A 24,051-nucleotide genomic window follows, 5' to 3' on the forward strand; every position below is an offset into this window, starting at 1 on the left:
GAGGGCCGAGTCGGTGGTGCGGGAGGGCCGAGTCGGTGGTGAGGGAGGGCCGAGTCGGTGGTGCGGGAGGGCCGAGTCGGTGGTGCGGGAGGGCCGAGTCAGCTGTGTCCGAGGGCCGAGTCGCGGGGGCGGATCAGGAGCAGCAGGGCCGCGGCGACCAGGGCAGCGCCCGAGCAGACCGACCAGACCGTGAGGTAGCCGGAGAGCGGGGCATGCCCCTTGGCCGGGTCCGCGATCGAGCCGGTGGCCGCGAGGGCGATCGCGAAGACCGCCGAGGCGACGGCGCCGCCGAGCGTCTTGATCGCGTTGGTCAGGCCGGTGGCCATGCCCGCCTCGGCGGGCGGAGCCGCGGCGGCGGCGGCGGCCGGGATCGCCGCGACGAGCGCGCCGGAGCCCAGTCCGGCGACGATCATGTTGGTCAGCGCCTGCGCGGTGGTGGCGTGCCACGGCAGCCACATCGCGTACCCGATCGCGACCAGCAGCGCGGCGAGCGCCATCGCGACCGGCGTGGAGGTGGCCCGGGCCAGGCGCGGGTACGAGAGCGCGCCGACCACCATCGAGAAGACGTAGGCCACGATCAGCACCGAGACGAAGCCGGCGCCCTTGCCGAGACCGTAGCCGGCGATCGCGGGATCGGTGCGCGCGAAGGTCGAGAGCGGGATCTGCGCGCCCAGCACCGACATGCCGGAGAGCGCGGCGGTGAGCTGGATCGGGATCTGGGCGCGGGAGCCGAGCAGGCGGATGTCGACCAGGGGCGAGGACGTCCGCAGCTCGGCGCGGGCGAACGGGACGACCGCGAGCAGGCCGAGCAGGACCAGGCCCCAGGCGACGAGCGAGCCCGGGCCGGAGACGCGGACCACGACCAGGCCGCCCATCACCAGGGCGATCACAGCGGTGAGCAGGGTGAGGCCGGTCCAGTCGAACGAGCCACCGCTCGGCTGGGCCGTCTCGGGCAGCCACCGCCAGATCACGGCGAGCACGCCGGTGACCACGATCGCCGGCACCGCGAGCACGACCAGCATCGGCAGCGGGCCGACCACAGCACCGGAGACGCCGGCACCGACGATCACGGAGAACTCCAGGGTCGCGACCAGCAGCGCGGCCCCGCGCCGGGTCAGCTGCTCGTCGCCGCGCGCCCGCAGGTGCACGATCGCGATCTCGAGCGGCAGCCACACGACGTACACACCGGTGATCGCCCAGGCCACCAGGAAGACCCCGAACGACGGGGCGAGCGCGGTGGCCCAGGTGCCCAGCGCCGTGACGGCGCTGGCGATCACCAGGATCCGCTTGTGACCGATCTGGTCGCCCAGCCGGGCCAGCGGCGGCACCGCGATCGCCGACACGATCAGCTGCGAGGCCTCGAACCAGTTGACGTCCGCGTCCTTGATGTCGAGGTGGCGCGCGATGTCGGTGTAGATGGGCGTGTAGTAGCCCTGGAGGATGCCGCTGGCGATCTCCAGGCAGACGAGGAGCCCGACGACGGACCACACCGTGGTCCGTACGGTCGGGGCGGTGGCCGTGTCGGTCATGCCGGAAGACTCTCGATCAGCCGGCGGTACCAGTCGATGCCGCGCCGGTAGTCCTCGACACCGATCCGCTCGTCGGCCGCATGGATGGTGGCCCGCTGGGCCTTGCTCATCCGGAACGGCGTGAAGCGGAAGACCCGCTCGCAGATGCCGGTGAGGAAGCGGGAGTCGGTCGCCGCCATCATCACGTACGGCGACACGATCGCCTCCGGGAACAGCTCCTCCACGCACGACTCGATCAGCTCGAAGGCGTCGTCCATCGGGCTCACCGGGCTCGGCTCGCTGGCCTCGACCACGTCGACGACCACGCGGTCGTCGCGGATCACCTTGCGCACCGCGGTGACCACGTCGTCGACGCTGTCGCCGACCATCACGCGCACGTTGACGCCAGCGCGGGCGGTCGAGGCGATCACGTTGGCGGCGGGACTGCCCTCGAGGGTGGTGATGGCGAAGGTGGTGCGGATCATCGCCGCCGCCTCGGCGCCGGCCAGCGGCAGCAGGCGGGTGGCGGCGGGGGCGATCTTGTCGATGTTCGCCGTGATGGGGCGCACCGGCGCCGGCAGATACGGCGAGATCCGGCGCAGCAGCTCCACGGTCGGCTGGGGCAGGTGGGCCGGCATCGCGAGGGTGTCGAGTCGGGTCAGGGCCTTGGCCAGCCGCACCGTCGGGCCGTTGCGGGTCGGCACCGAGGCGTGCCCGCCCTCGCCGGTGACGGTCAGCGACAGGGTGGTGGCGCCCTTCTCGGTCAGGCCCACGACGGCGATGGCAGGGGTGACTCCCGGGAAGGCCTGCTCGGCGACAGCGCCGCCCTCGTCCAGCACGAACCACGGCCGTACGCCGCGGCGGGTCAGCTCGGCGGCGGCCGACGGGGCGGACTCGCCGGAGACCTCCTCGTCGCAGCCGAAGTGCAGCCACACATCCTGAGCCGGCACGAAGCCGTCGGCGATGGCGCCCTCGACGGCCTCGCAGATCGCGGCCACGCTGCCCTTGTCGTCGAGGGTGCCCCGGCCCCAGACCTCGCCGTCGATCACCTCGGCGGCGAACGGCGGGACGCTCCACTCGCCCACGGCGGGCACCACGTCGAGGTGGGCCATCAGCACGACCGGTCGCGCGGTGGAGGCACCCGGCCAGTGGATGAGCACGCCCTGGCGACCGATCCGGATGCTCTCCAGCGCGTGCACGCGCGGGAAGAGACCGTGCATCGTCTCGAGCAGTTCGTCGAACACGGCCGGGTCGGCGTCGCTGACGGTCGGGATCCGGATCAGCGCCTGCAGGCGCTCGATGGTCGGGTCGATGTCACCAGCGGCCACGGTGGACCACCTCCTTCATGGGCTTGCGGGTGCGATGCGCGGGCGAGCCCGTCGCGCCACCAGTGTCCGGGTGGCCGATCGCGACCACGCCGATGGGGCTCCAGGCGTCGGGGATGCCGAACGCCTCGCGCAGCGGCCCCTCCCTCGCCGGCGGGATGCCGAAGTAGCAGCCGCCCAGGCCCTCGTCGACCACGGTCTGCAGGATCAGCAGGGTCGCCATCGCGGTGTCCATGTGCCAGTACGGCATCGGCCAGCGCTCGGCGACAGCGGCCGCCGAGAGGTCCGAGCCGCTCTTGTCCCGCTCCGCGTACCGCGCGAGATAGGCCGTTCGCGACGAGCACGGGATCACCAGCACCGGGGCCGTGCGCATGCCCGCGAGCCAGGCGTCGGGCTCGCCCTCGCCGGCGCAGACCTCCCAGAACCGCTCGACGTCGCCGGCGGCGTCGAGGACGAGGAACGACCAGCCCTGCGAGAACCCCGCGTTGGGGGCCCGGACGGCGTTGCGCAGCGCCCGGTCCACCGTCTCTGCCGCGACCGGCTCGCCGGTGTAGCGCCGCACCATCCGGCGCCGGCGAACGACCTCCTGGAACTCCATGCGCCGCAGCATGCCGCATCCGCTGTGGGGACGTGTGCCACAGGTGGGTGCCGGGGTGTGCGCCGGGGGTGTGCGCCGGAGGTGTGCGCGATGCCCGGGTGGGTACTGCGCAAGGGCCCGATCCCATCCCGCTCTGGAGGTTTCCCATGACCGACCTGTCTGACGGCACGCTCACCGACGAGGACATCACCACCACCTACGCCAGCCCGGCCGACGCGCCCCAGGCCTCGGAGCCGAGCGTCGACGGCGACGGCACCGACGGCAAGGACGGCGACGGTACGGACGGCACCGACGGCGACGGTACGGACGGCACCGACGGCGACGGCACGGACGGCACCGACGGCGACGGGACCGACGGCACCGACGGCGCGGCCGGGGGCATGTCCTGAGCGCGCTCGACCTGCTGAGTGGGGACGCCCGGCTCTTCACCGAGAAGATCTGGGCGTCCCACACCCATCTGCACCGCACCGACCCCGACCGGCTGGCCGGGCTGTTCTCGCTGGAGGACGCCGACCGGCTGCTGACCGGGTCGGCGCTGCGTACGCCCGCCCTCCGCATCGCCCAGGACGGCTCGGTCCTTCCCGAGCGGCGTTTCACCCGGCACGCCACCATCGCGGGCCAGCAGCTCAGCGGGCTCGTCGATCCGGCCAAGGCGCTCGAGCTCTTCCGGGGCGGCGCCACGATCGTGTTCCAGGGCCTGCACCGCTACCACCAGCCGCTGGCCGACCTGGTCGCCGAGCTCGAGCTCGAGCTCGGCCATCCGTGCCAGGCCAACGCCTACCTCACGCCGCCGGGATCGCAGGGCTTCGCCGTGCACAGCGACTCGCACGACGTCTTCGTGTTCCAGACCGCCGGCGCGAAGGACTGGGAGGTCATCGCCGCCCGGGAGACCGAGCACACCGTCGAGGCGATCACGATGGAGCCCGGCCTCTCCCTCTACCTCCCGACCGGCACGCCGCACGCGGCCCGCGCCCAGCAGAGCGTGTCCCTGCACGTCACGATCGGGATCAACCAGCTGACCTGGCGCGGCCTGCTCCGGCGTACGGTCGAGGGCCTCCTCCCGCCCGACGACCACCTGCCCGCCGGCTATCTCGACGACCCCGGTGCGCTCCGGGCCGACCTGGCGCACCGCCTCCAGGAGCTCGCCGACGCGATCGCCGGTGTGGACGCCGAGGCGGCCGCCGAGGCGGAGGTACGCCGCTTCCTGACCGCCCGACCGGTGCGGCTGAGTGGCGGCCTGCTCGATGCCGTCGCCGAGATCGGCGACGACACCGTGCTGCGTCGCCGCCCGGGTCGCCCGTGCGTGCTGCGACCGCACGGCGACGCGACCGGGACGCAGCCGCAGCTCGACGTGCTGCTCGGCGACCGGGTGCTGACCCTGCCCGCCTGGCTGCAGCCGGTGCTGGAGGAGATCCGGGCGACCGACGCCTTCGCGCCCGGCGACCTGGAGCTCAACGAGCAGAGCCGGCTGGTGCTGTGCCGGCGACTGGTGCGTGAGGGGATGCTCGAGGTGGCCCGCTGAGCGAGTTCCGGTGCTCGGTCGCGAGCGCGGCCCGGGCGGAGGATCTGGCGGGCAGCGCCTCGACCGTGCCCGCCTTCCTCCTGCTGGAGCACCCGGGGCCGTGGGGCGTCGACGCGCTCCGGGACGCCCGCTTCCCCGACGGGGTCGCGGACGAGCTGCGGGCGCATGCGCACGCCGCCGGGGTACGACTGCTGCTGATGCGTCGCCCCGGACGCTCCGCCGCCGAGGGCACACGGCGGCTCTTCGCGGTGCACGCCCGCGCGCCGTACGCCTGGGTGGAGACCGCCGCGCTCGACGACGTACGGGCCGTGCTGGACCTCGATCTGACAGCGCTGCGCGCTGGCCGCTCGCTCGGGCTGGACGCGCACGAGGAGCCGCTCTTCGCGGTGTGCACCCACGGCCGGCACGACGCCTGCTGCGCCGAGCAGGGCCGACCGGTCGCCGCCGCGCTCGCCTCCGTCCTGCCGGATCACACGTGGGAGGTCTCGCATCTGGGCGGCGATCGCTTCGCGGCCAACATGCTGGTCGCACCGGACGGGCTCTACTACGGACGTCTCACGCCCGAGGACGCGGTGGCCGTCGCGCGGGCACGCCTCGACGGTGAGGTCGAGCTGGATCACCTGCGGGGGCGCACCAGCTTCCCGATGCCGGTCCAGGCGGCCGAGATCGCGCTGCGCCGCCGGCTCGGGATCACCGGCCTCGGCGGGCTGCGGCTCCTGGCCCGCTCGCAGAGCGGAGCACCCGGCGACGGCGGCCTGGTGACGGACGCGTCCTTCAGCCACGAGGGGCAGGCATACGCCGTCCGCGTGCGCAGCACCCACACCGCGAAGGTGACGCTCACCTGCCGCGCGGTCCGCGACCAGGTGGCCCTCCAGCACGAGATCGTCGCGATCGACCCGTCCGTGTGACCCGTGCGCGAGCGGGTTCGTCGTCGGTTGGCCCGGCCTGCGAGGATGGGCGGGACCGGCTCGAGGAAGGACATCCGTGCAGTTGCCCCGCCAGGATGAGAAGCATCCGATTCTCGCCGGCCTGATCGCGCTGGTCTCGGTGACCCTCGCGGTGGGTCTGGTGCTCGGCATCGTCGCGATCGTGGCGACCCGCGTCTTCGGTGTCGGTGGCGACGACAACGGCACGGCCTCGTCCGCGCAGACGCTCTACCTGCCGACGCCGTCGCCCACGCCGACTCCGAGCGACCCGCTGGTCACGCTGGCCCCGTCGACGACGAGCGCCGAGCCGTCCGAGGAGCCGAGCCAGACGACGTCGGCCTCGCCGAGCACGAGCGCGAGTGCCCCGGCCAAGCAGATCACCCTCTCGGCCGGCGAGACCTCGGTCGCGCCGATGCAGCAGATCGACCTGACCGGCGTCTACCCCGGCGGCGAGGGCGCGATCCTGCAGGTGCAGCGCCAGCTCGACGGCAAGTGGCAGGACTTCCTGTCGGTCAACGCGGCCGTCTCGGGCGGCCAGTTCGCGACGTACGTGCAGACCGGGCAGCTCGGCGTGCAGAAGTTCCGGATGCGCGACACCACCTCCGGCACGACCTCGAACGTCGTCCGGGTCACCGTCGGATAGGTCTCGACAGGCTCGACCTCCGGACATGGTGGTCGAGCCTGTCGAGATAGGCCCGTCGAGACCGGCCTACGCGGGAATCCAGTCGAAGGTGTCCGGGTGCGGGCCCGTACGGCCGTCCTCGCCCTTGTCGAGGGCGTTGAGGGAGGTCACCTCGTCGGCGGTCAGCGCGAAGTCGAAGACGTCGATGTTCTCCGCGAGGCGCTCGCGATGGGTCGACTTCGGGAAGACGATGTCGCCGCGGTCGAGGTGCCAGCGCAGGATCACCTGGGCGGCGGACTTGCCGTAGCGCTCGGCCAGCGCCGTGATCACGGGGTCGTCGAGCTCGCCGCCGCCCTGGCCGAGCGGTGACCACGCCTCGACCGTCGCGCCGTGGCGCAGGGTGTCCTGGCGGGCGACATTGTCGAAGTACGGATGCACCTCGATCTGGTTGACCGCCGGGACCACGCCGGTGGCGGCGACGATGGTGTCGAGGTGGGCACCCTGGAAGTTCGAGACGCCGATGGAGCGGGTCAGGCCCTCATCGCGCAGCTCGATCAGCGCCTCCCAGGTGCGGGTGAAGTCGCCGTCGTACTCGGTGGGGAGCGGCCAGTGGATGAGGAACAGGTCGACCCGGTCGAGCCTGAGCCGCTCGAGGGACTCCGCCAGCGACTCCTTCGCGCGGGCCGGCTCGTGGAATCCGTTGTTGAGCTTGGTGGTGACGTAGACATCGTCGCGGGTGAGACCGGAGGCGGCGATGGCGGCGCCGACGCCCTGCTCGTTGCCGTACATCTGGGCGGTGTCGACGTGGCGGTAGCCGAGCTCAAGGGCCTCGGACACCACGCGCTGGGACTCGTCGGCGGGCACCTGCCACACGCCGACGCCGAACTGGGGGATGGTCGTCTGGTCGTTGAGGGTCAAGGAGGGAACGCTCATGCCTCGACGATAGACACGCGGCCCAGGGCCCTCGCTCAGCTGCCGTTGCCGGCGGTGAGGAGCACGCCACCGAGCCCGATCATCATCACGCCTCCGGTGGCGCCGAGGCGGTCCATCCGCTTCGGCTCACGGGCGAACCACGACTTGGCGCGGCTCGCGGCGAGCACCCAGCAGGCGTCCGAGGCGACCGCCAGTACCGCGAAGATCAGGCCGAGCAGGAGCAGCTGCGGGGCCGCCGGATGCGAGCGCTCCACGAACTGCGGCAGGAACGCGACGAAGAAGACCACCGTCTTGGGATTGGTCATCCCCACCAGCAGACCGGTCCGCAGCGCGCGGATCCCGTCGAGCGGCTCGGTGGCAGGGGCCTCCAGCGCCGCACGCGCGTCGCGACGGTGCCGGATCGACTGCACGCCGAGATAGGCGACGTAGAGGCCGCCGACGATCTTGAGCACGGTGAAGGCCGTCGCGGAGGCCGCCACCACGGCGCCCAGCCCGATCGCCACCGCCGCCACCTGGACCAGCAGGCCGAGCGCGTTGCCGAGCACCGAGAGCAGCGCCTCGCGACGTCCGACGGTGAGGGCGCGGCCGAGCGCGAAGAGCAGGCTCGGGCCGGGGATCTCGATCAACACGATCGACGCGAGGCAGAAGGCGAGGAGCGCGTGCAGCGGCGGCATCACAGCAGTATGACGGAATGTTCCGCCAGCCGTGTGCGTTCGACCCAGTGAACAAAGTTGAGTTGATCAGACTCAACTTATTTGGCAGACTGGCTTCGCGGCGGCAGGATGGCCGCAGAGCCACACACCCATTCTTCGGAGGTAACACCCATGGCACGTGCGGTCGGTATCGACCTCGGCACCACGAACAGCGTGGTGTCGGTCCTGGAGGGCGGCGAGCCCACCGTCATCGCGAACGCGGAGGGCGCCCGTACGACCCCCTCCGTCGTCGCCTTCGCCAAGTCCGGCGAGGTCCTCGTCGGCGAGGTCGCCAAGCGTCAGGCGGTCACCAACGTCGACCGCACCATCCGCTCGGTGAAGCGCCACATGGGCACCGACTGGACGATCGAGGTCGACGACAAGAAGTTCACGCCCCAGCAGATCAGCGCCTTCGTGCTGCAGAAGCTGAAGCGCGACGCCGAGGCCTACCTCGGTGAGACCGTCACCGACGCCGTCATCACCGTGCCCGCGTACTTCAACGACGCGCAGCGCCAGGCCACCAAGGAGGCCGGCGAGATCGCGGGCCTCAACGTCGCCCGCATCGTCAACGAGCCCACCGCGGCCGCGCTCGCGTACGGCCTCGACAAGGGCGAGGACCAGACCATCCTGGTCTTCGACCTCGGTGGCGGCACGTTCGACGTCTCCCTGCTCGAGATCGGCGAGGGCGTCGTCGAGGTCAAGGCGACCTCCGGCGACAACCACCTCGGTGGCGACGACTGGGACAACCGCGTCGTCGAGTGGATGGTCGGCAAGTTCAAGAACGCCAACGGCGTCGACCTGAGCGCCGACAAGATCGCCACCCAGCGCCTCCAGGAGGCCGCGGAGAAGGCGAAGATCGAGCTCTCCTCCTCGCAGAACACCACGATCCACCTGCCGTACATCACGCACGGCGAGTCGGGCCCGCTCCACTTCGAGGAGACGCTGACCCGCGCGGAGTTCCAGAAGATCACGTCCGACCTGCTCGAGCGCACCAAGGTGCCGTTCCAGAACGTCCTCAAGGACGCCGGGATCGCGCTCTCCGAGATCGACCACGTGGTCCTCGTCGGCGGCTCGACCCGCATGCCGGCCGTGACCGAGGTCGTCAAGGAGCTGCTCGGCGGCAAGGAGCCCAACAAGGGCGTCAACCCCGACGAGGTCGTCGCCGTCGGCGCTGCCCTGCAGGCTGGCGTCCTCAAGGGCGAGGTCAAGGACGTGCTGCTCCTCGACGTCACCCCGCTGTCGCTCGGCATCGAGACCAAGGGCGGTGTCTTCACCACCCTGATCGAGCGCAACACGACGATCCCGACCAAGCGCTCCGAGATCTTCACGACCGCTGACGACAACCAGCCGTCGGTCGAGATCAAGGTCGCCCAGGGCGAGCGTGCGATCTGGGCCCAGAACCAGGCGCTCGGGAACTTCGAGCTGACCGGCCTCCCGCCGGCGCCGCGCGGCATCCCGAAGATCGAGGTCACCTTCGACATCGACGCCAACGGCATCGTCCACGTCTCCGCCAAGGACCAGGCTTCCGGCCGCGAGCAGTCGATGACGATCTCCGGCGGCTCCGCCCTCGGCAAGGACGAGATCGACCGCATGGTGCGCGAGGCCGAGCAGTACGCGGAAGAGGACGCTCGCCGGCGTGAGTCGGTGGAGGTCCGCAACCAGGGCGACTCGCTGGTCTACTCGACCGAGAAGTTCCTCGCCGACAACGCGGAGAAGGTCCCGGAGGACGTCAAGACCGAGGTCCAGGCCGACGTCGACGCCCTCAAGGCCGTCCTCGAGACAGCATCGGACGCTGGGGCTGAGGCGGACAAGGACGTCATCCAGGCCGCCATCAGCAAGCTCGGTGAGTCGAGCCAGAAGATGGGCGCCGCGATGTACGCCGCTGCCGAGGCCGAGCAGGCCGCCGCCGGTGGCGCTGCCGGAGCCGGCGGCGCGACGGGTGAGGGCGACGACGACGTCGTCGACGCCGAGATCGTCGACGAGCCGGGCGAGGACAAGTGACCGAGGCCAACGGCCAGGACGCCGTCCAGCCGACGGAGCCCGACACGGGCTCCGTCGGCGGCGACGAGGTCGAGGAGTCTCTCGGCGATGCGGCCCCGGCCGCGGACGCGGTCGAGGACGCCGTCGGGCAGCCCGAGCCGGACGGCCTGACCGCCAAGATCGACGAGCTGACCACGGACCTGCAGCGTCTCCAGGCCGAGTACGTCAACTACCGCAAGCGCGTCGAGCGCGACCGGGAGCTGGTGGCCGAGAACGCGACGTACAAGGTGCTGGCGCCGATCGTCGAGGTGCTCGACACGATCGACCGGGCCCGCGAACACGGCGAGCTCTCGGCCGACCTCAAGCAGGTCGCCGACCAGCTCGAGCGGGTCGTCACGGCCCAGGGTCTGAGCAGGTTCGGCGAGGCCGGCGAGGCGTTCGACCCGCAGTTCCACGAGGCGCTCTCGCACCTCGGCGCGGACGCCTCGGTCGAGGTGACCACCGTCAAGGTGCTCGCCAAGGCCGGCTACCGGATCGGTGACCGCGTCGTGCGTGCCGCTCAGGTGCTGGTCGTCGATCCCGAGTGATCGGTCGGTCGGGCTTGTCGGGACGGGGTCTCGACAAGCTCGACCACCGGGTTCGGGTTCGACTACCGGGCTCGACCACTGGGCTCGACCACTGGGCTCGACCACTGGGCTCAACCACCGGGTTCGGCCCGTAACAACGTAGGAAAGGAGGAGGGGTGGCGGACGAGTCTGTCCGGTCCGACTGGGCCACCAAGGACTTCTACAAGGAGCTGGGCGTCGCCAAGGACGCCAGCGCCGACGACATCAAGAAGGCCTACCGCAAGCTGGCGCGGGAGAACCACCCCGACTCCAACCCCGATGACACCGCCAAGCACGAGCGGTTCAAGCGGGTCGCGGAGGCGTACGACGTCGTCGGTGACGTCGAGAAGCGCAAGAAGTACGACGAGATGCGCTCGCTCTACGGCGGCGGCTTCGGCTTCGGCGGCCAGGGCGGCGGCTTCCCGGGCGGGAGCGGTGCCGGTCGCGGCTACAACTTCGAGGACCTCTTCGGCGATCGCGGCCAGGCCGGCGGCGCCGGCGGTGGCGGCTTCGGCGACATGTTCGGCGACCTCTTCGGCACCGCGACCACCGGCGGCGGCTTCGGCACCCGGCGGGGCCGCGCCCGGGCGACCAAGGGTCAGGACGTCGAGTCGACCGCGACGATCGGCTTCAACGAGTCCCTCGAGGGCGTCACCATCTCGCTGCGGATGTCGTCCGACGCCCCCTGCCCGGACTGCTCGGGGACCGGCGGCAAGCCCGGCACCAAGCCGAAGGTCTGCCCCGAGTGCGACGGAGCCGGCTACATCGTCAACGGCGTCGGCGGCGCCTTCTCCCTCAACGAGACCTGCCCCCGCTGCGGCGGTCGGCAGCTGATCTACGACGAGCCCTGCCCGACCTGCCACGGCAGCGGTCGCGGCACCTCGGCGCGCACCATCCAGGCCCGCATCCCGGCCGGGGTGAAGGACGGCCAGCGGATCCGGCTGCGCGGCAAGGGCGGCGCCGGTGAGAACGGCGGCCCCGCCGGCGATCTCTACGTCACCGTGCGGGTCACCGGCCACCGCGTCTTCGGTCGCAAGGGCGACAACCTCACCATCGACGTGCCGGTCTCCTTCGACGAGGCCGCGCTGGGCGCCGACATCAAGATCCCGACCCTCGCCGGTGGCGCCGTCACGCTCAAGATCCCGGCCGGGACGCCCACCGGGCGTACGTTCCGGGTCCGCGGCAAGGGCGCGCGCAAGACCGACGGCACCATGGGTGACCTGCTGGCCACTGTCGAGGTGCAGGTGCCCGCGGTCCTCGACCCGGCGACCCGTGCGGCCGTCGAGGCCTACCGCGACGCCACCGCGCACAAGCCGCTGCGCAGCAAGCTCTTCGACGACCCGGCGCAGGCGTAGCCGTGGCCGGCCGTGTGCCTGAGCAGTCGGGGCGGCCGGCGGTGCCGGGTGCGCCCGGCGCCGCCGGGCCCGATCCCGGGCAGGCCGTCTACGTCATCTCGGTCGCGGCCGAGCTGACCGGGCTGCACCCGCAGACCCTGCGCACGTACGAGCGGATGGGGTTGATCACCCCCGGCCGGACCGGGGGAGGCGGCCGCCGCTACTCCCACCGCGACCTCGAGCTGCTGCGCACGATCGCGGACCTGACCGCGTCGGGGATCGGCATCGAGGGCGTGCGCCGCATCCTCGAGCTGGAGAACCGGGTCGACGCGCTCACCGCGCGCAACGAGGAGCTCCTCGCCGAGCTCGCCACGGCCCGCGAGCTGCTCCGCGACGCGCTCGCAACCCGCCGCACGAGCTCGGCCGTCACCTCCCGCGTACCGGCGATCCGGCCGCCCGACCCCGGGCAGTCCGTCGTCGTGTGGCGGCGCGGCCGCTGACCGGCCGCGAGTAACCCGCGCGGGTTCGCTACGTTATCCGCGGGGCGGGGGTGCATGGGGCATCGCTGCCCGTGATGGAGGCGGTGAGCGCGACGTTCGAGCAGATCGAGGACTACCTGAGCAACGTCGACTGGACGCTGAGCAACCTCGACTCGGTCCACGACTGGATCGCGTTCCTCTCGATCCCGCTCTTCACCGGCGCCGTCGGCTGGCTGATCAACTGGACCGGCCTGATCATGCTCTTCTACCCGATCCACTTCCACGGCGTGCGGATCAAGGGGATGGCCGCGCTCGCCCGCGTGCTGCCGCGCAAGATCCAGGAGGTCCCGGGGATCCTCCAGGGCGGTCTCGGCTGGCAGGGCATCGTGCCCGCCCGTGCCGCCAAGATGGGCTCGATCGCCGTCGACAAGGCGATCGCCAAGCTCGGCACGCCGGCGGAGTTCTACCAACAGCTCGAGCCGGAGAAGATCGGCGAGCACATCGTCACGATGTTCGCCCCGGAGATCCCGCAGCTGGTCGACGACGTGATGCGGCAGGCCTCGCCGGCCGCGTGGCGCGACCTGCCCCTGCCCGCCAAGCGCGCCGTCGTGGCCCGGGTCCAGGCCCAGCTGCCCGCCGTCGTGCACACCATCACCCGCGAGATCGGTGAGCACATCGATCAGCTGCTCGACCCGAAGATCATGGTGATCGAGCACTTCCGCGCCAACCCCGAGCTCGTCGTCCGGGTCTTCAAGGACATCGGCCAGAAGGAGCTGAACACGATGGTCAACATCGGGTTCGTCTTCGGCTTCCTCTTCGGCATCCCGGTCGCGTTCCTGGACCACTGGTTCCACCAGTGGTGGCTGCTGCCCATCCTCGGCATCGGCGTCGGCTGGGCGACCAACCTGCTGGGCATGTGGCTGATCTTCGAGCCCGTCGAGCCGACCCGCTACTTCGGGGTCCGCTTCCACGGCCTCTTCCTGCGCCGGCAGGACGAGGCGGCGGAGGTGTACGCCAAGATCATCGCCGACGACGTCATCACCCTCGAGCGGATCGGCGACTTCCTGGTCGACGGACCGCGCGGTGACCGGACCCGCGCGATGCTGATGGCGGCGCTCGGCCCGGCCATCGACCGGGCCGCCGGCCTGGCCCGTGGCGCTGCTCGGATCGCGCTCGGCGCGCGTTCGTACGAGGCGATCAAGCGGGGCTTCGCGGTCGAGGCCGTCGACCGCACGCTGCTGCCGTTCCGCGACGAGGAGTTCAGCCGGCAGCAGTCCGGCAAGATCCGAGCCCTGGTCGCCGAGCGGACCAAGGAGCTGCCTCCGCGTGACTTCGTCGAGATGATGCGCTCGGCCATCCGGGAGGACGAGTGGATGCTCTATGCCCATGGCGCGATCATGGGCGTGGTGGGTGGCTTCATCCACCTCTCGATCTTCGGCGTCGGAGGAGGCGGACGATGACCCCTGACCAGGTTCCCGAGGTGCGCCGCAACGGCGCCGTCCAGGCGATCCCGGGCGTGGCGCGGCTGGCGGCGACGTCCTGGCTGCGGACCGCCCAGTGGGGAGTCGTCGCGGGGATGCGTACGGGCCGCCGGGTCGCCGGGGTGGTCGCGAACCCGCGTGCCGCCATCGACGTGGCGGCCGGCGTCGCCGCGGCCTCCGGGGTGGTGGCCGACGTGGCCAAGGGACTCGGCTCCGGCATGACGCTCGGCGAGGCCGTCGTCCAGGTCGGCCAGGCGCTCACGCCCGCCAACGGCCGCTCAGCCGCCTCCGTGCATGCACCGGGCCGGAGCGGGGCCGGGACGCCCCGGACGCTGCGTGAGCAGGGCGAGGCGCTGCTTGCCCGGTCGCGGGACGTCTGGGACGACGACGGTGCCCACCCCGCGTACGTGCACATCCTCAGCGAGCTCGCGCCGGACGAGGCCCGGATCCTGGTGCTGCTGGTCGAGGGCGGCCCACAGCCGTCGGTCGACGTACGGACCGGGTCGCTCGCCGGCTCGCACCTGATCGCCGCGCAGCTCAACATGATCGGCGCCCGCGCCGGCCTGCGCCACGTCGACCAGGTCCCCGCCTACCTCAACAACCTCTTCCGGCTCGGCCTGATCTGGTTCTCCCGCGAGCAGCTCAAGGATCCGCTCGAGTACCAGGTCGTCGAAGCCCAGCCCGACGTGCTCGCCGCGCTGCACGCGGCCCGGGCGACCAAGGTCGTACGTCGCTCGGTGCAGCTCACGCCGTTCGGCACGGGCTTCTGCAAGGCGTGCCTGGTCGACGACGCCCACGCGACCTTCCCCGAGCACGCCGCTCCGCTCGCTGCCGACGCCTCGGAGGCGCCGCGGGGCTGAGGCTGCTGGTTCGTCGAGGTATGCAGCCGAACCGACGCTTCCCACGGTGAGTTCCGCGCGGGAAGTGCGGGTTCGGCTGCATACCTTGATCGACCTGCACCGGCCTGTATGTCCAGAAGACGTCCACAGGTAGGCGCACCGGCATCTGTTTCCACAGCAGATTGGTTGGCCGCCGCACGCTCCAGCGGATCGGCTGAGGCTGGAGCGATGGACCCCCTGCGCATCCTGACCGCCGAGCACGGCTTCTTCACCCGTGCCGAGGCCCGTGGAGCCGGCTACGACGACCGCGCGGTGACCCGGATGGTGCGTCAGCGCATCTGGATGCGGCTGCGCCGCGGGGCGTACGTCTTCGTGGACGAATGGGAGCCGCTCAAGCCCGTCGCGCGGCATCGGATCCGCTCGGGCGCCGTGATGCGATCGCTCGGCGACGTCGTCGCGCTCAGCCATGTCTCCGGCGTGATCGCGCACGGCATCGACGTCTGGGGTACGACCTGACGCGCGTGCACGTCACCCGGCTCGACGGCGGAGCAGGGCGGCTCGAAGGCGATGTGGTCCACCACGAGGTTTCTGCCTCGATGACGACGTCACCTGCGCCGGTGGGCTGCCGGTCCTGCGCGCCGAGCGCTGCGTACTCGAGGCGGCCTCGCGCGGCGGCGACGAGGAGGCTCTCTGCCTGCTCGACTCCGGGTTGCGCTCGTCGACCTTCGATCGCGAGGCGCTGGAGGCGTCATACGACCTGCTCCAGCAGTGGCCCTTCATGCGCCACCTGGGGCACGTGGTCCCGATGGCGGACGGCCGCTCGGGATCGGTCGGAGAGTCGCGCGGTCGCTGGCTCTTCCACGTCGGTCGCATCCCGCCACCGGTGCTGCAGTTCAGGGTCGTGCGCGCCGACGGCACCACCGCCGCGATCACCGACTGGGCGTGGCCCGAACGCCGGGAGTACGGCGAGTTCGACGGAGCCGTCAAGTACGGCCGGCTGCTCAGGCCCGAGCAGACCCCCGGCGATGTCGTCTTCGAGGAGAAGCGCCGCGAGGACGAGATCCGCGAGCTCACGGCGGGCCGGATGTTCCGGCTCGTCTGGGATGACTTCCGACTCCCGCAGCAGACCCTCGCCCGGGTGCGGCGGGCCCTCCGGATCGCCTCGTAGCTCGTTCGCGGCGGCTGGTCCGTCAAGGTATGCAGCCGAACCGACACTTCCCACGGTGAGTTCCACACGGGAAGCGCGGGTTCGTCTGCATACCTCGACGAACCGACCGGTCAGCTGCCCCCGAGCAGGCCGCCGACCGCGCCGAGCACGCCGCCGACGACCTCGCCCACGCCGGTGAGGACGTCGGGCTGCTGGGTGGCGCTCGCGCTGGGGGTGGAGGCGGCCGAGGCGGAGGTGGTATCGCTCGATCCCGTGCTCGATCCCGCGATCGATCCCGGGCTCGACGTGTCGGCGCCCGGCTGCGCGACGCTGGCGGCCTCGGTCGCCGGCGAGGCGGCGTGCTTCGGGGCGGCGTGCTTCGGGGTCGAGGTGGCTGCAGCGGTCGGCGTGCCGGCGGCCGTGTCTGCGCGGTGCCTGCCGCCGGTGACGGCGGCGACGGACGAGGACGTGCCGTCGGCCGGGTCCTGGGCGACGTGCCGGCCGGCGTCGCGGGAGATGACGTACGCGGTGCGGTTGACCTGCGTCGCGGACGATGAGGCCTCGGGGTTCGGGATCGTGCCGGGGAAGTGCAGGGCGGCGCCGTGGCCGGCGTCGGCCACCGCCGAGGTTCCGCCGAGCATCGGGCTGACGGCGACACCGGCCGAGGAGGCGGCGACCAGGAGCCCGACCGGGATCAGCTGGCGCAGGCGCGCGGCGGCGGGGGCGACCGGTGCCACGGGCGGCACCGCGCGGTCGACGTGACGACCGCCCGGGGGAAGGTCGCGGGTCAGGAACGGCATGGGGAGACTCCTTGCGCCGAAAGCATGAGTAGTCACTGATGACTACGGAAAGGTAGTCCCACCAGACCAGATGCCGCCGGGGGTATCAAATTCAAAGTTGAGTGGAACAGACTCAACTTGTGGTGCGTTGTCGGGTATGAGCAGCAGAATTGCGAAGGAGATCGCTGCTCGCCATGACCACCTCGACGCAGGAGAGCAAGAGAAGAAGATGAGCCAGTTCGGGATCGACAAGTTCACCACCAAGAGCCGTGAGGCGCTCGAGGCCTGTCAGTTGGCGGCAACGACGGCAGGAAATTCGACGATCGAGCCCATCCACCTGCTCGTCGCCCTGCTCCTGCAGGAGGACGGAAGCGCGGCCAACCTGGTCGCCAAGGCCGGCGCCGACGCACCCGCCCTCGTCCGCGCCGCTGCCGCGCAGCGCGACGGGCTGCCCAAGGTCAGCGGCGAGACCGTCGGCCAGCCGAGCTTCGGCGCCGCCGTCTCCCGCGTGCTCGCCGGTGCGCTCGAGCTCGCCCAGTCGATGAAGGACGAGTACGTCGCGACCGAGCACCTGCTCATCAGCCTCGCCACGGTCGAGTCGAGCGCCAAGCGCGTCCTCACCGAGGCGGGCCTGAGCGCCGACGGCCTGCGCGAGTCGCTGACGGCGATCCGCGGCTCGCGCCGTGTCACCAGCCAGGACGCCGAGTCGACGTACGAGGCCCTGGAGAAGTACTCCGTCGACCTCACCCAGGCCGCCGAAGAGGGCCGCCTGGACCCGGTCATCGGCCGTGACCAGGAGATCCGGCGCGTCGTCCAGGTCCTCTCCCGTCGTACGAAGAACAACCCGGTCCTGATCGGCGAGCCCGGCGTCGGCAAGACCGCCGTCGTCGAGGGGCTGGCGCAGCGCGTCGTCGCCGGTGACGTGCCGGACTCGCTCAAGGGCCGCCGCGTGCTCTCGCTGGACCTGATGGGCATGGTCGCGGGCGCCAAGTTCCGCGGCGAGTTCGAGGAGCGGCTCAAGGCGGTCCTCGAGGAGATCAAGCAGGCCGAGGGCCAGATCATCACCTTCATCGACGAGCTGCACACCGTGGTCGGCGCGGGCGCCGGCGGTGACAGCCAGATGGACGCCGGCAACATGCTCAAGCCGATGCTGGCCCGCGGCGAGCTCCACATGATCGGCGCGACCACGCTCGACGAGTACCGCGAGTCCATCGAGAAGGACCCGGCCCTCGAGCGCCGCTTCCAGCAGGTCTACGTCGGCGAGCCGTCGGTCGAGGACACCATCCAGATCCTGCGCGGCATCCAGGAGAAGTACGAGGCCCACCACGGCGTCCGGATCACCGACGCGGCGCTCATCGCCGCTGCGACCCTGTCCGACCGCTACATCACCGGCCGCCAGCTCCCCGACAAGGCCATCGACCTCATCGACGAGGCCGCCTCGCGCCTGCGCATGGAGATCGAGTCCAGCCCGGAGGAGATCGACCAGCTTCGCCGCCAGGTCGACCGGCTCAAGATGGAGGAGTTCGCGCTCGCCAAGGAGTCCGACGACGCCTCCGTCGACCGGCTCGCCACGCTGCGCGCCGACCTCGCCGACAAGGAGGAGGAGCTGCGCGGCCTCGAGATCCGCTGGGAGCGGGAGAAGGCCTCCCTCGAGGGGGAGGGCGACCTGCGCCGTCAGCTCGACCAGCTCCGGATGGAGGCCGAGCGGCTGCAGCGCGAGGGCGACCTCGGCGGCGCCTCGGAGATCCTGTACGGCCGCATCCCGGTCCTCGAGCAGCAGATCGCCCAGGCCACCGCCACGGACGCGGGGAAGGCGCTCCCCGGCGGCGAGGCACTCCCGCCGCTCGTGGGCGAGGAGGTCGGACCCGAGCAGATCGCCGACGTCGTGGAGGCCTGGACCGGCATCCCGACAGGGCGCATGCTCCAGGGCGAGACCGCCAAGCTGCTCGAGATGGAGCAGGAGATCGGCAAGCGGCTGATCGGCCAGCGTGCGGCCGTCTCGGCGGTCGCCGACGCCGTACGGCGCAGCCGGGCCGGCATCGCCGACCCCAACCGCCCCACCGGCTCGTTCCTCTTCCTCGGCCCGACCGGCACCGGCAAGACCGAGCTCGCCAAGTCGCTCGCCGACTTCCTCTTCGACGACGAGCGCGCGATCGTGCGCATCGACATGAGCGAGTACTCCGAGAAGCACTCGGTCTCGCGGCTCGTCGGTGCCCCTCCGGGCTACGTCGGCTACGACGAGGGCGGCCAGCTGACCGAGGCGGTCCGGCGTCGGCCGTATTCCGTGGTGCTCCTCGACGAGGTCGAGAAGGCCCACCCCGAGGTCTTCGACATCCTGCTCCAGGTGCTCGACGACGGCCGGCTCACCGACGGCCAGGGCCGGACCGTGGACTTCCGCAACACGATCCTGATCCTGACCTCCAACCTCGGCTCGCAGTTCCTCGTGGACCCGACGCTCGACCCGGAGAAGCAGCGCGAGTCGGTGATGGCGATGGTGCGGGCGAGCTTCAAGCCCGAGTTCCTCAACCGGCTCGACGAGATCGTGACCTTCGAGGCGCTGAGCAAGGAGCAGCTCACCTACATCGTCGATCTGCAGCTCGCCTCCCTGGAGAAGCGGCTCGCGGTCCGGCGGATCACGATCGAGGTCACCGACGCCGCGAAGCAGTGGCTGGCCGAGGTCGGCTACGACCCGGCGTACGGCGCCCGTCCGCTGCGCCGCCTGGTGCAGTCGGCGATCGGCGACAACCTGGCCAAGCTGCTTATCGGCGGCCAGGTCGGCGACGGGGGCCACGTCACGGTCGATCGCGGCGAGGACGGGCTGATGCTGAGCGTCTGAGCGGCGCGCCGGTTCATCAAGGTATGCCGGTCAACCAGCGCTTCCCGTGCGGAGCTCCGCACGGGAAGCGCTGGTTCGGCTGCATACCTCGACGAGCCGACCCGGCCCGTCAGTGCCCCGCCAGGTGGTTCTTCACCAGCGCGATCGCGAGCGCCACCAGCAGCACGACGGCGCCGTAGAGCATCGCCACCAGCCGGCGGGCGCCAGCGCCGCGGGCCACGTCGTACCCGGCCGTCGCGATCAGCAGCGCCATCACCACCTCGACCCAGACGACCTCGCGGGAGTCCGGCAGCAGGATCACCGGGATGGTGGCGAGCAGCGCCGCGGCGGCCGCACCGACGAGCTGGGCGGCGGCGAGGCGGAGGTCGGCGGCCCGCACCCGGCCGTCGCCGACGACCCGGGTCGAGACCTGGAACGCGAACAGGTGCGCCAGCACCAGCCCGAGCGAGATGCCCCACACGATGCCGAGTGCGTGCGCGTGCTCGGTGTCGTCCGGCACCGCGATCATCGAGGCCAGCAGGCAGACGGCCACGTAGAGGGCCATCGTGAGCGCCTCGCGGCGCAGGTGCGGGTCCGCCTGCTCGGCGGGTGACGTGTCCTCCGGCTCCGTCATGACGTGATCGTGCCACGGCTGACGGCGTGAGGGAGGTCGATGCCCGCCCGTTGCTTAGGATCGAGTCGTGAGCGACGTACCGACCTACACCCTGCACGACGGCACCACCCTGCCCGCGATCGGCTTCGGCACCTATCCGCTCAAGGGCGCCGAGGGCGTCCAGGCGATCGGCAGCGCCCTCGACAACGGCTACCGACTGCTCGACACGGCGGTCAACTACGAGAACGAGGCCGAGGTCGGCCAGGCGCTGCGCGAGAGCGGCGTCGCGCGCGACCAGGTCCAGGTGTGCAGCAAGATCCCCGGCCGCCACCACGCGTACGACGAGGCGATCGCCTCCACCAAGGAGTCGTTGCACCGTCTCGGTCTGGACCACCTCGACCTCCACCTCATCCACTGGCCCAACCCGAGCCGCGACCTCTACGTCGAGGCGTGGCAGGCCCTGATCGAGCTGCAGAAGCAGGGCCTGGTCAAGGCGATCGGCGTCTCCAACTTCACCGAGGCGCACCTGCGCCGGATCATCGCCGAGACCGGCGTGACGCCGGTGGTGAACCAGATCGAGCTGCACCCGCTCTTCCCGCAGGCCGAGATGCGCGCGGTGCACGCCGAGCTGGGCATCCGCACCGAGGCGTGGAGCCCGATGGGCAAGCGCCAGGGCCAGTACGACGCCCCTCCGGTCGTCGCGGCCTCGCAGCGTCTCGGGGTCACCCCGGGCCAGGTCATCCTGCGCTGGCACGTCGAGCTCGGCTCGATCCCGATCCCGAAGTCCGCTACCCCGTCGCGCCAGGTCGAGAACCGCTCGCTCTTCGACTTCGAGCTCACCGCCGCCGAGGTCGACGCGATCACCGCGCTCGGCCGCCCCGACGGCCGTCTCTTCGGGGGCGATCCCGACACCCACGAGGAGATGTGAGCGTGCCCGACGAGAAGGGACCGGTGCGCCCACAGCAGGTCACCTTCGCGGGCCTGGCGGTGATCGGCGGCTCGCTGGTGCTGCTGGTCGCCGCCTTCGACCAGATCTCCTCGTTGCACAGCCTCGACACCCGCACCGCCGTCGAGCGGTTGATCGGCGACGAGCCCACCGGGCTCGGCATCACGGTCGAGGGCTGGCTGCGGGTCCTCAAGGTGGTCGGCATGGTGACCGGCGCCTGCGCGGCCGCCTCCGTGATCCTGGGCTGGCAGGCGCTGCAGCGCTCCCGGGCGGCCCGGATCGTGCTCGCGATCGTCGCGGGCCCGATGGTGATCGCGGGCCTGGCGATCGAGCCGCTCTTCGCGATCCTGGTCGCCGTCGCGGTGGTCGTCCTGTGGCTGCCGACGGCGAGCGCCTGGTTCGATCCTCAGGCGCGCCTGGCCGCTCCGTCCGAGAGCGGACCGCCGCCCACCGAGCCGCCCACGGGGCCCCCCACCGGGCCGCCCGCGCCGGCCGACGGAAAGCCCCAGGCGCCTCCGCCGTACGCGCCGCCTCCCGGGCGGACCAGCCCGTACGCGAGCCCGGACCTCTCCTCGTACCCGCCGCCGCAGGCGGCCTCTCCCTACCCGGCCGCCGCGTCCCCCGCCAGCACCGGCACCGGAACCGGCCCAGCGTCCGCCGCCGGCCGGCGACCGGGCCCGGTGACCGCTGCCGCGGTCATCACCTTCGTCCTCTCCGGCCTCAGCGCCGCCCTCGGCGTGCTGCTCGCGATCGTCGGCGGCACGATGGCACAGGACATGCTCGATGAGCTCGACAAGCACGGGTACGACACCGGCGGCTTCAGCGCGCACGAGCTGGGGATCGGCCTGGCCGTGCTCGGCGTGATCGTCGTCGTCGCGGCGATCGTCGCGATCGTCGCCGCCGCGTTCGTGCTGCGCCGCTCGGCGGGTGCTCGGGTCGTGCTCACCGTGATGTCCGGCCTGTGCATCGTGCTCAGCGTCCTCGCCGTCACCTCGGTGGTCTCGCTCGTCACGTTGGCCGGCGCGGTCGCCGTCATCGTGATGCTCCACCGCCGCCCGGCCAACGACTGGTTCACCGGACGCGCTTGATCTCGGATCGGGGCGGCCGCCCACGGGGACTGGTCTAGGCGGTGAGGTCGGCGCGGCCGAGCCGCTCCAACGCGTCGGAGAGCACCGCGGGCCGCTTGCAGAACGCCCACCGCACCAGCTGCCGCCCGGGGTTCGCCTCGCCGGGCCGGTCGGGGTCGTAGAAGCCCTGCACCGGGATCGCCACCACGCCCGCCCGCGTCGGCAGGGCACGGCAGAAGGCGTTGCCGTCGGCCCAGCCGAGCGCGCCGATGTCGGAGGTGGCGAAGTAGGTGCCCTGAGGCGTCGTCGTCGGCAGCCCGATGGCGCGCAGGCCGGAGCAGAGCAGGTCGCGCCGCTCCTCCAGCGAGGCGCGCAGCATGCCCGGCCAGGCCGGCTCCTCGTCCAGCGCGTACGCCGCCGCCACCTGCAGCGGCGAGCCCGAGGTGAAGGTCAGCCACTGCTTGGCGCTCAGCACCGCCCCGACCAGCCGCTCGGGTCCGACCGCCCAGCCGACCTTCCATCCGGTGAACGAGTACGACTTGCCCAGGCTCGACAGCGTCAGCGTGCGCTCCCGCATCCCCGGCAGGGACGCCAGCGGGACGTGCTCGGCGCCCGAGAAGACCAGGTGCTCGTACACCTCGTCGGTGACCACGACGAGGTCGTGCTCGATCGCCACGTCGGCGACGGCCTGCAGCTCCTCGCGGCTCAGCACGGTGCCGGTGGGGTTGTGTGGGGTGTTGAGCAGGATCATCCGCGTCCGGGGGCCGACGGCGGCCCGCAACTCGTCGACGTCGAGCCGGAAGTCGGGCGCCCGCAGGGTCACCGGTCGCCGTACGCCACCCGCCATCCGGATCATCGCCAGGTAGGAGTCGTAGTAGGGCTCGAGCAGCACCACCTCATCCCCGGGCTCCACCAGCCCGAGGATCGCGCTCGCGATCGCCTCGGTCGCGCCGGTCGTCACGACGACCTCGGACGCGGGGTCGAACGACAGCCCGTAGCGCCGCTCCTGGTGTCGCGCGATCGCCTCGCGCAGCACGGGCACGCCCGGGCCGGGGGCGTACTGGTTGGCGCCCTCCCGCAGGGCCGCAGCGGCCCGTTCGAGCACGGAGGCCGGCCCGTCGACGTCCGGGAAGCCCTGCCCCAGGTTGACCGCGCCGGTCGACACCGCGAGGGCTGACATCTCGGTGAAGATCGTCGGGGGAATGCCGCGAAGGCGGGAGACGGTCACGCCGCCTAGGCTATTCGCGTGACCACGGATCCCACGCTCGCCGCCGACATCGACGCCACCTGCCGCCTGCACGGCAGCTTCACCCTGCGCTCCGGACAGGTGAGCGACACCTACTTCGACAAGTACCTCTTCGAGGCCCAGCCGGCGCTCCTGGAGCGCGTCGCCACGCAGATGGTCGACATGCTGCCGGAGGGCACCGAGCTGCTCGGCGGCCTGGAGATGGGCGGCATCCCGATCGCCACCATGGTCAGCGCGAAGACGGGCATCCCGGTCATCTTCATCCGCAAGAAGGCCAAGGAGTACGGCACCGCCAAGCTTGCCGAGGGCCCGGACTTCGACGGCCGGCGCGTCACCCTCATCGAGGACGTCATCACCTCGGGCGGGGCGGTTCGCGACGCCGTCAACGCCCTGCGTCCCGCGGGCGCGATCGTCGACACCGTCATCTGCGCGATCGACCGCTCGCCGGAGCCCGGCGAGTCCCTGCGCGACGTCGACCTCGCGATCCGCTCGGTGCTGACCCGCGCCGAGCTGGACGCGGTCCAGGGCTGAGCAGACGATCCGCGAACGCAGACGGCCGGGCGGAGGCTGACCCTCCGCCCGGCCCGTCTGTCA

The 24,051-nt window shown here is 71.7% G+C and carries 24 protein-coding genes; 16 read left to right on the plus strand and 8 right to left on the minus strand.

Going from position 1 to position 24,051, the window contains the following annotated elements:
- Positions 1 to 98: 98 nt before the first annotated feature.
- The 3 genes from ACZ5L9_RS07910 to ACZ5L9_RS07920 are packed head-to-tail and all read right to left on the minus strand — an operon-like array spanning position 99 to position 3,431.
- Positions 99 to 1,529 (minus strand): MFS transporter, encoded by a 1,431-nt coding sequence (locus ACZ5L9_RS07910; RefSeq protein ID WP_464535906.1) that lies wholly within the window; start codon positions 1,527 to 1,529, stop codon positions 99 to 101.
- On the minus strand, positions 1,526 to 2,836 hold the full coding sequence (locus ACZ5L9_RS07915) for a M20/M25/M40 family metallo-hydrolase (RefSeq protein ID WP_464535909.1): 1,311 nt from the start codon (positions 2,834 to 2,836) through the stop codon (positions 1,526 to 1,528). The genes ACZ5L9_RS07910 and ACZ5L9_RS07915 overlap by 4 nt, the downstream gene beginning before the upstream one ends.
- On the minus strand, positions 2,823 to 3,431 hold the full coding sequence (locus tag ACZ5L9_RS07920; RefSeq protein ID WP_464535911.1) for a nitroreductase family protein: 609 nt from the start codon (positions 3,429 to 3,431) through the stop codon (positions 2,823 to 2,825). The genes ACZ5L9_RS07915 and ACZ5L9_RS07920 overlap by 14 nt, the downstream gene beginning before the upstream one ends.
- 146 nt (positions 3,432 to 3,577) lie before the next feature.
- On the opposite strand from ACZ5L9_RS07920, the gene ACZ5L9_RS07925 reads away from it, so the two are divergent.
- The 4 genes from ACZ5L9_RS07925 to ACZ5L9_RS07940 all read left to right on the plus strand — a co-directional run bounded on the left by ACZ5L9_RS07925 (position 3,578) and on the right by ACZ5L9_RS07940 (position 6,522).
- The gene (locus ACZ5L9_RS07925) at positions 3,578 to 3,820 is read left to right on the plus strand and encodes a hypothetical protein (protein ID WP_464535913.1); all 243 of its coding nucleotides are present in this window, start codon (positions 3,578 to 3,580) and stop codon (positions 3,818 to 3,820) included.
- 296 nt (positions 3,821 to 4,116) lie between these two features.
- Entirely contained in the window at positions 4,117 to 4,953 is an 837-nt protein-coding gene (locus tag ACZ5L9_RS07930) for a JmjC domain-containing protein (protein WP_464535915.1), read from the plus strand.
- A gap of 44 nt (positions 4,954 to 4,997) precedes the next feature.
- Positions 4,998 to 5,861, plus strand: coding sequence for a sucrase ferredoxin (locus ACZ5L9_RS07935; protein ID WP_464536820.1), 864 nt, complete (start codon positions 4,998 to 5,000; stop codon positions 5,859 to 5,861).
- A 76-nt stretch (positions 5,862 to 5,937) separates the two neighbouring features.
- A complete protein-coding gene (locus ACZ5L9_RS07940) occupies positions 5,938 to 6,522 on the plus strand; it encodes a hypothetical protein (protein WP_464535917.1) in 585 nt (194 codons plus the stop codon).
- Between the two features lie 66 nt (positions 6,523 to 6,588).
- On the opposite strand, the gene ACZ5L9_RS07945 is transcribed toward ACZ5L9_RS07940, so the two are convergent.
- Both ACZ5L9_RS07945 and ACZ5L9_RS07950 read right to left on the minus strand, forming a co-directional pair.
- Entirely contained in the window at positions 6,589 to 7,434 is an 846-nt protein-coding gene (locus tag ACZ5L9_RS07945) for an aldo/keto reductase (protein WP_464535919.1), read from the minus strand.
- A 35-nt stretch (positions 7,435 to 7,469) separates the two neighbouring features.
- Entirely contained in the window at positions 7,470 to 8,108 is a 639-nt protein-coding gene (locus ACZ5L9_RS07950) for a LysE family translocator (protein ID WP_464535921.1), read from the minus strand.
- Between the two features lie 150 nt (positions 8,109 to 8,258).
- Here ACZ5L9_RS07950 and dnaK point away from each other — a divergent pair, with 150 nt between their 5' ends.
- From dnaK to ACZ5L9_RS07990, 8 genes are all read left to right on the plus strand, one after another.
- On the plus strand, positions 8,259 to 10,127 hold the full coding sequence (gene dnaK, locus ACZ5L9_RS07955; RefSeq protein ID WP_464535923.1) for a molecular chaperone DnaK: 1,869 nt from the start codon (positions 8,259 to 8,261) through the stop codon (positions 10,125 to 10,127).
- Complete coding sequence (gene grpE / locus ACZ5L9_RS07960; protein ID WP_464535925.1) at positions 10,124 to 10,693, plus strand: nucleotide exchange factor GrpE; 570 nt, start codon at positions 10,124 to 10,126, stop codon at positions 10,691 to 10,693. The genes dnaK and grpE overlap by 4 nt, the downstream gene beginning before the upstream one ends.
- A 155-nt stretch (positions 10,694 to 10,848) precedes the next feature.
- The gene (locus ACZ5L9_RS07965; protein WP_464535927.1) at positions 10,849 to 12,066 is read left to right on the plus strand and encodes a DnaJ C-terminal domain-containing protein; all 1,218 of its coding nucleotides are present in this window, start codon (positions 10,849 to 10,851) and stop codon (positions 12,064 to 12,066) included.
- A 14-nt stretch (positions 12,067 to 12,080) separates the two neighbouring features.
- A complete protein-coding gene (locus ACZ5L9_RS07970) occupies positions 12,081 to 12,545 on the plus strand; it encodes a heat shock protein transcriptional repressor HspR (protein WP_464535929.1) in 465 nt (154 codons plus the stop codon).
- Between the two features lie 74 nt (positions 12,546 to 12,619).
- The gene (locus tag ACZ5L9_RS07975) at positions 12,620 to 13,984 is read left to right on the plus strand and encodes a hypothetical protein (RefSeq protein ID WP_464536822.1); all 1,365 of its coding nucleotides are present in this window, start codon (positions 12,620 to 12,622) and stop codon (positions 13,982 to 13,984) included.
- A complete protein-coding gene (locus ACZ5L9_RS07980) occupies positions 13,981 to 14,865 on the plus strand; it encodes an Abi-alpha family protein (protein WP_464535931.1) in 885 nt (294 codons plus the stop codon). Before ACZ5L9_RS07975 ends, ACZ5L9_RS07980 begins: the two co-directional genes overlap by 4 nt.
- A gap of 207 nt (positions 14,866 to 15,072) precedes the next feature.
- A complete protein-coding gene (locus tag ACZ5L9_RS07985) occupies positions 15,073 to 15,360 on the plus strand; it encodes a type IV toxin-antitoxin system AbiEi family antitoxin domain-containing protein (RefSeq protein ID WP_464535933.1) in 288 nt (95 codons plus the stop codon).
- Between the two features lie 193 nt (positions 15,361 to 15,553).
- A complete protein-coding gene (locus ACZ5L9_RS07990; protein WP_464535935.1) occupies positions 15,554 to 16,012 on the plus strand; it encodes a hypothetical protein in 459 nt (152 codons plus the stop codon).
- 110 nt (positions 16,013 to 16,122) lie between these two features.
- Here ACZ5L9_RS07990 and ACZ5L9_RS07995 read toward each other — a convergent pair whose 3' ends face one another.
- Positions 16,123 to 16,791, minus strand: a complete 669-nt coding sequence (locus ACZ5L9_RS07995) for a hypothetical protein (protein ID WP_464535937.1) — start codon at positions 16,789 to 16,791, stop codon at positions 16,123 to 16,125.
- Positions 16,792 to 16,999: 208 nt separating this feature from the next.
- Here ACZ5L9_RS07995 and clpB point away from each other — a divergent pair, with 208 nt between their 5' ends.
- Positions 17,000 to 19,606 (plus strand): ATP-dependent chaperone ClpB, encoded by a 2,607-nt coding sequence (gene clpB / locus ACZ5L9_RS08000; protein ID WP_464535939.1) that lies wholly within the window; start codon positions 17,000 to 17,002, stop codon positions 19,604 to 19,606.
- 109 nt (positions 19,607 to 19,715) lie between these two features.
- Here the strand turns inward: clpB and ACZ5L9_RS08005 are convergent, their stop codons facing one another.
- Positions 19,716 to 20,219: a hypothetical protein gene (locus ACZ5L9_RS08005; RefSeq protein WP_464535941.1), complete on the minus strand. Its 504-nt coding sequence runs from the start codon at positions 20,217 to 20,219 to the stop codon at positions 19,716 to 19,718.
- A 67-nt stretch (positions 20,220 to 20,286) separates the two neighbouring features.
- Here ACZ5L9_RS08005 and ACZ5L9_RS08010 point away from each other — a divergent pair, with 67 nt between their 5' ends.
- Both ACZ5L9_RS08010 and ACZ5L9_RS08015 read left to right on the plus strand, forming a co-directional pair.
- Positions 20,287 to 21,126 (plus strand): aldo/keto reductase, encoded by an 840-nt coding sequence (locus tag ACZ5L9_RS08010; protein ID WP_464535943.1) that lies wholly within the window; start codon positions 20,287 to 20,289, stop codon positions 21,124 to 21,126.
- Positions 21,127 to 21,128: 2 nt separating this feature from the next.
- Positions 21,129 to 22,232, plus strand: coding sequence for a hypothetical protein (locus ACZ5L9_RS08015; RefSeq protein WP_464535945.1), 1,104 nt, complete (start codon positions 21,129 to 21,131; stop codon positions 22,230 to 22,232).
- Positions 22,233 to 22,266: 34 nt separating this feature from the next.
- Here the strand turns inward: ACZ5L9_RS08015 and ACZ5L9_RS08020 are convergent, their stop codons facing one another.
- Entirely contained in the window at positions 22,267 to 23,439 is a 1,173-nt protein-coding gene (locus ACZ5L9_RS08020; protein ID WP_464535947.1) for a pyridoxal phosphate-dependent aminotransferase, read from the minus strand.
- Positions 23,440 to 23,457: 18 nt separating this feature from the next.
- On the opposite strand from ACZ5L9_RS08020, the gene pyrE reads away from it, so the two are divergent.
- Positions 23,458 to 23,988 (plus strand): orotate phosphoribosyltransferase, encoded by a 531-nt coding sequence (gene pyrE / locus ACZ5L9_RS08025; protein WP_464535949.1) that lies wholly within the window; start codon positions 23,458 to 23,460, stop codon positions 23,986 to 23,988.
- Positions 23,989 to 24,051: the final 63 nt, after the last annotated feature.

Source organism: Nocardioides sp. JCM 18998 (assembly GCF_055391535.1).

Excerpts from the sequence above, each read along its gene's own strand:
- ACZ5L9_RS07975 (WP_464536822.1), top strand. The coding sequence starts at position 12,620 with ATGGAGGCGGTGAGCGCGACGTTCGAGCAGATCGAGGACTACCTGAGC.
- ACZ5L9_RS07995 (WP_464535937.1), bottom strand. The coding sequence starts at position 16,791 with ATGCCGTTCCTGACCCGCGACCTTCCCCCGGGCGGTCGTCACGTCGAC.
- ACZ5L9_RS08005 (WP_464535941.1), bottom strand. The coding sequence starts at position 20,219 with ATGACGGAGCCGGAGGACACGTCACCCGCCGAGCAGGCGGACCCGCAC.
- ACZ5L9_RS07925 (WP_464535913.1), top strand. The coding sequence starts at position 3,578 with ATGACCGACCTGTCTGACGGCACGCTCACCGACGAGGACATCACCACC.
- ACZ5L9_RS07920 (WP_464535911.1), bottom strand. The coding sequence starts at position 3,431 with ATGGAGTTCCAGGAGGTCGTTCGCCGGCGCCGGATGGTGCGGCGCTAC.
- dnaK (WP_464535923.1), top strand. The coding sequence starts at position 8,259 with ATGGCACGTGCGGTCGGTATCGACCTCGGCACCACGAACAGCGTGGTG.
- ACZ5L9_RS07910 (WP_464535906.1), bottom strand. The coding sequence starts at position 1,529 with ATGACCGACACGGCCACCGCCCCGACCGTACGGACCACGGTGTGGTCC.
- ACZ5L9_RS07980 (WP_464535931.1), top strand. The coding sequence starts at position 13,981 with ATGACCCCTGACCAGGTTCCCGAGGTGCGCCGCAACGGCGCCGTCCAG.
- ACZ5L9_RS07985 (WP_464535933.1), top strand. The coding sequence starts at position 15,073 with ATGGACCCCCTGCGCATCCTGACCGCCGAGCACGGCTTCTTCACCCGT.
- clpB (WP_464535939.1), top strand. The coding sequence starts at position 17,000 with ATGAGCCAGTTCGGGATCGACAAGTTCACCACCAAGAGCCGTGAGGCG.
- ACZ5L9_RS07945 (WP_464535919.1), bottom strand. The coding sequence starts at position 7,434 with ATGAGCGTTCCCTCCTTGACCCTCAACGACCAGACGACCATCCCCCAG.
- ACZ5L9_RS07950 (WP_464535921.1), bottom strand. The coding sequence starts at position 8,108 with ATGCCGCCGCTGCACGCGCTCCTCGCCTTCTGCCTCGCGTCGATCGTG.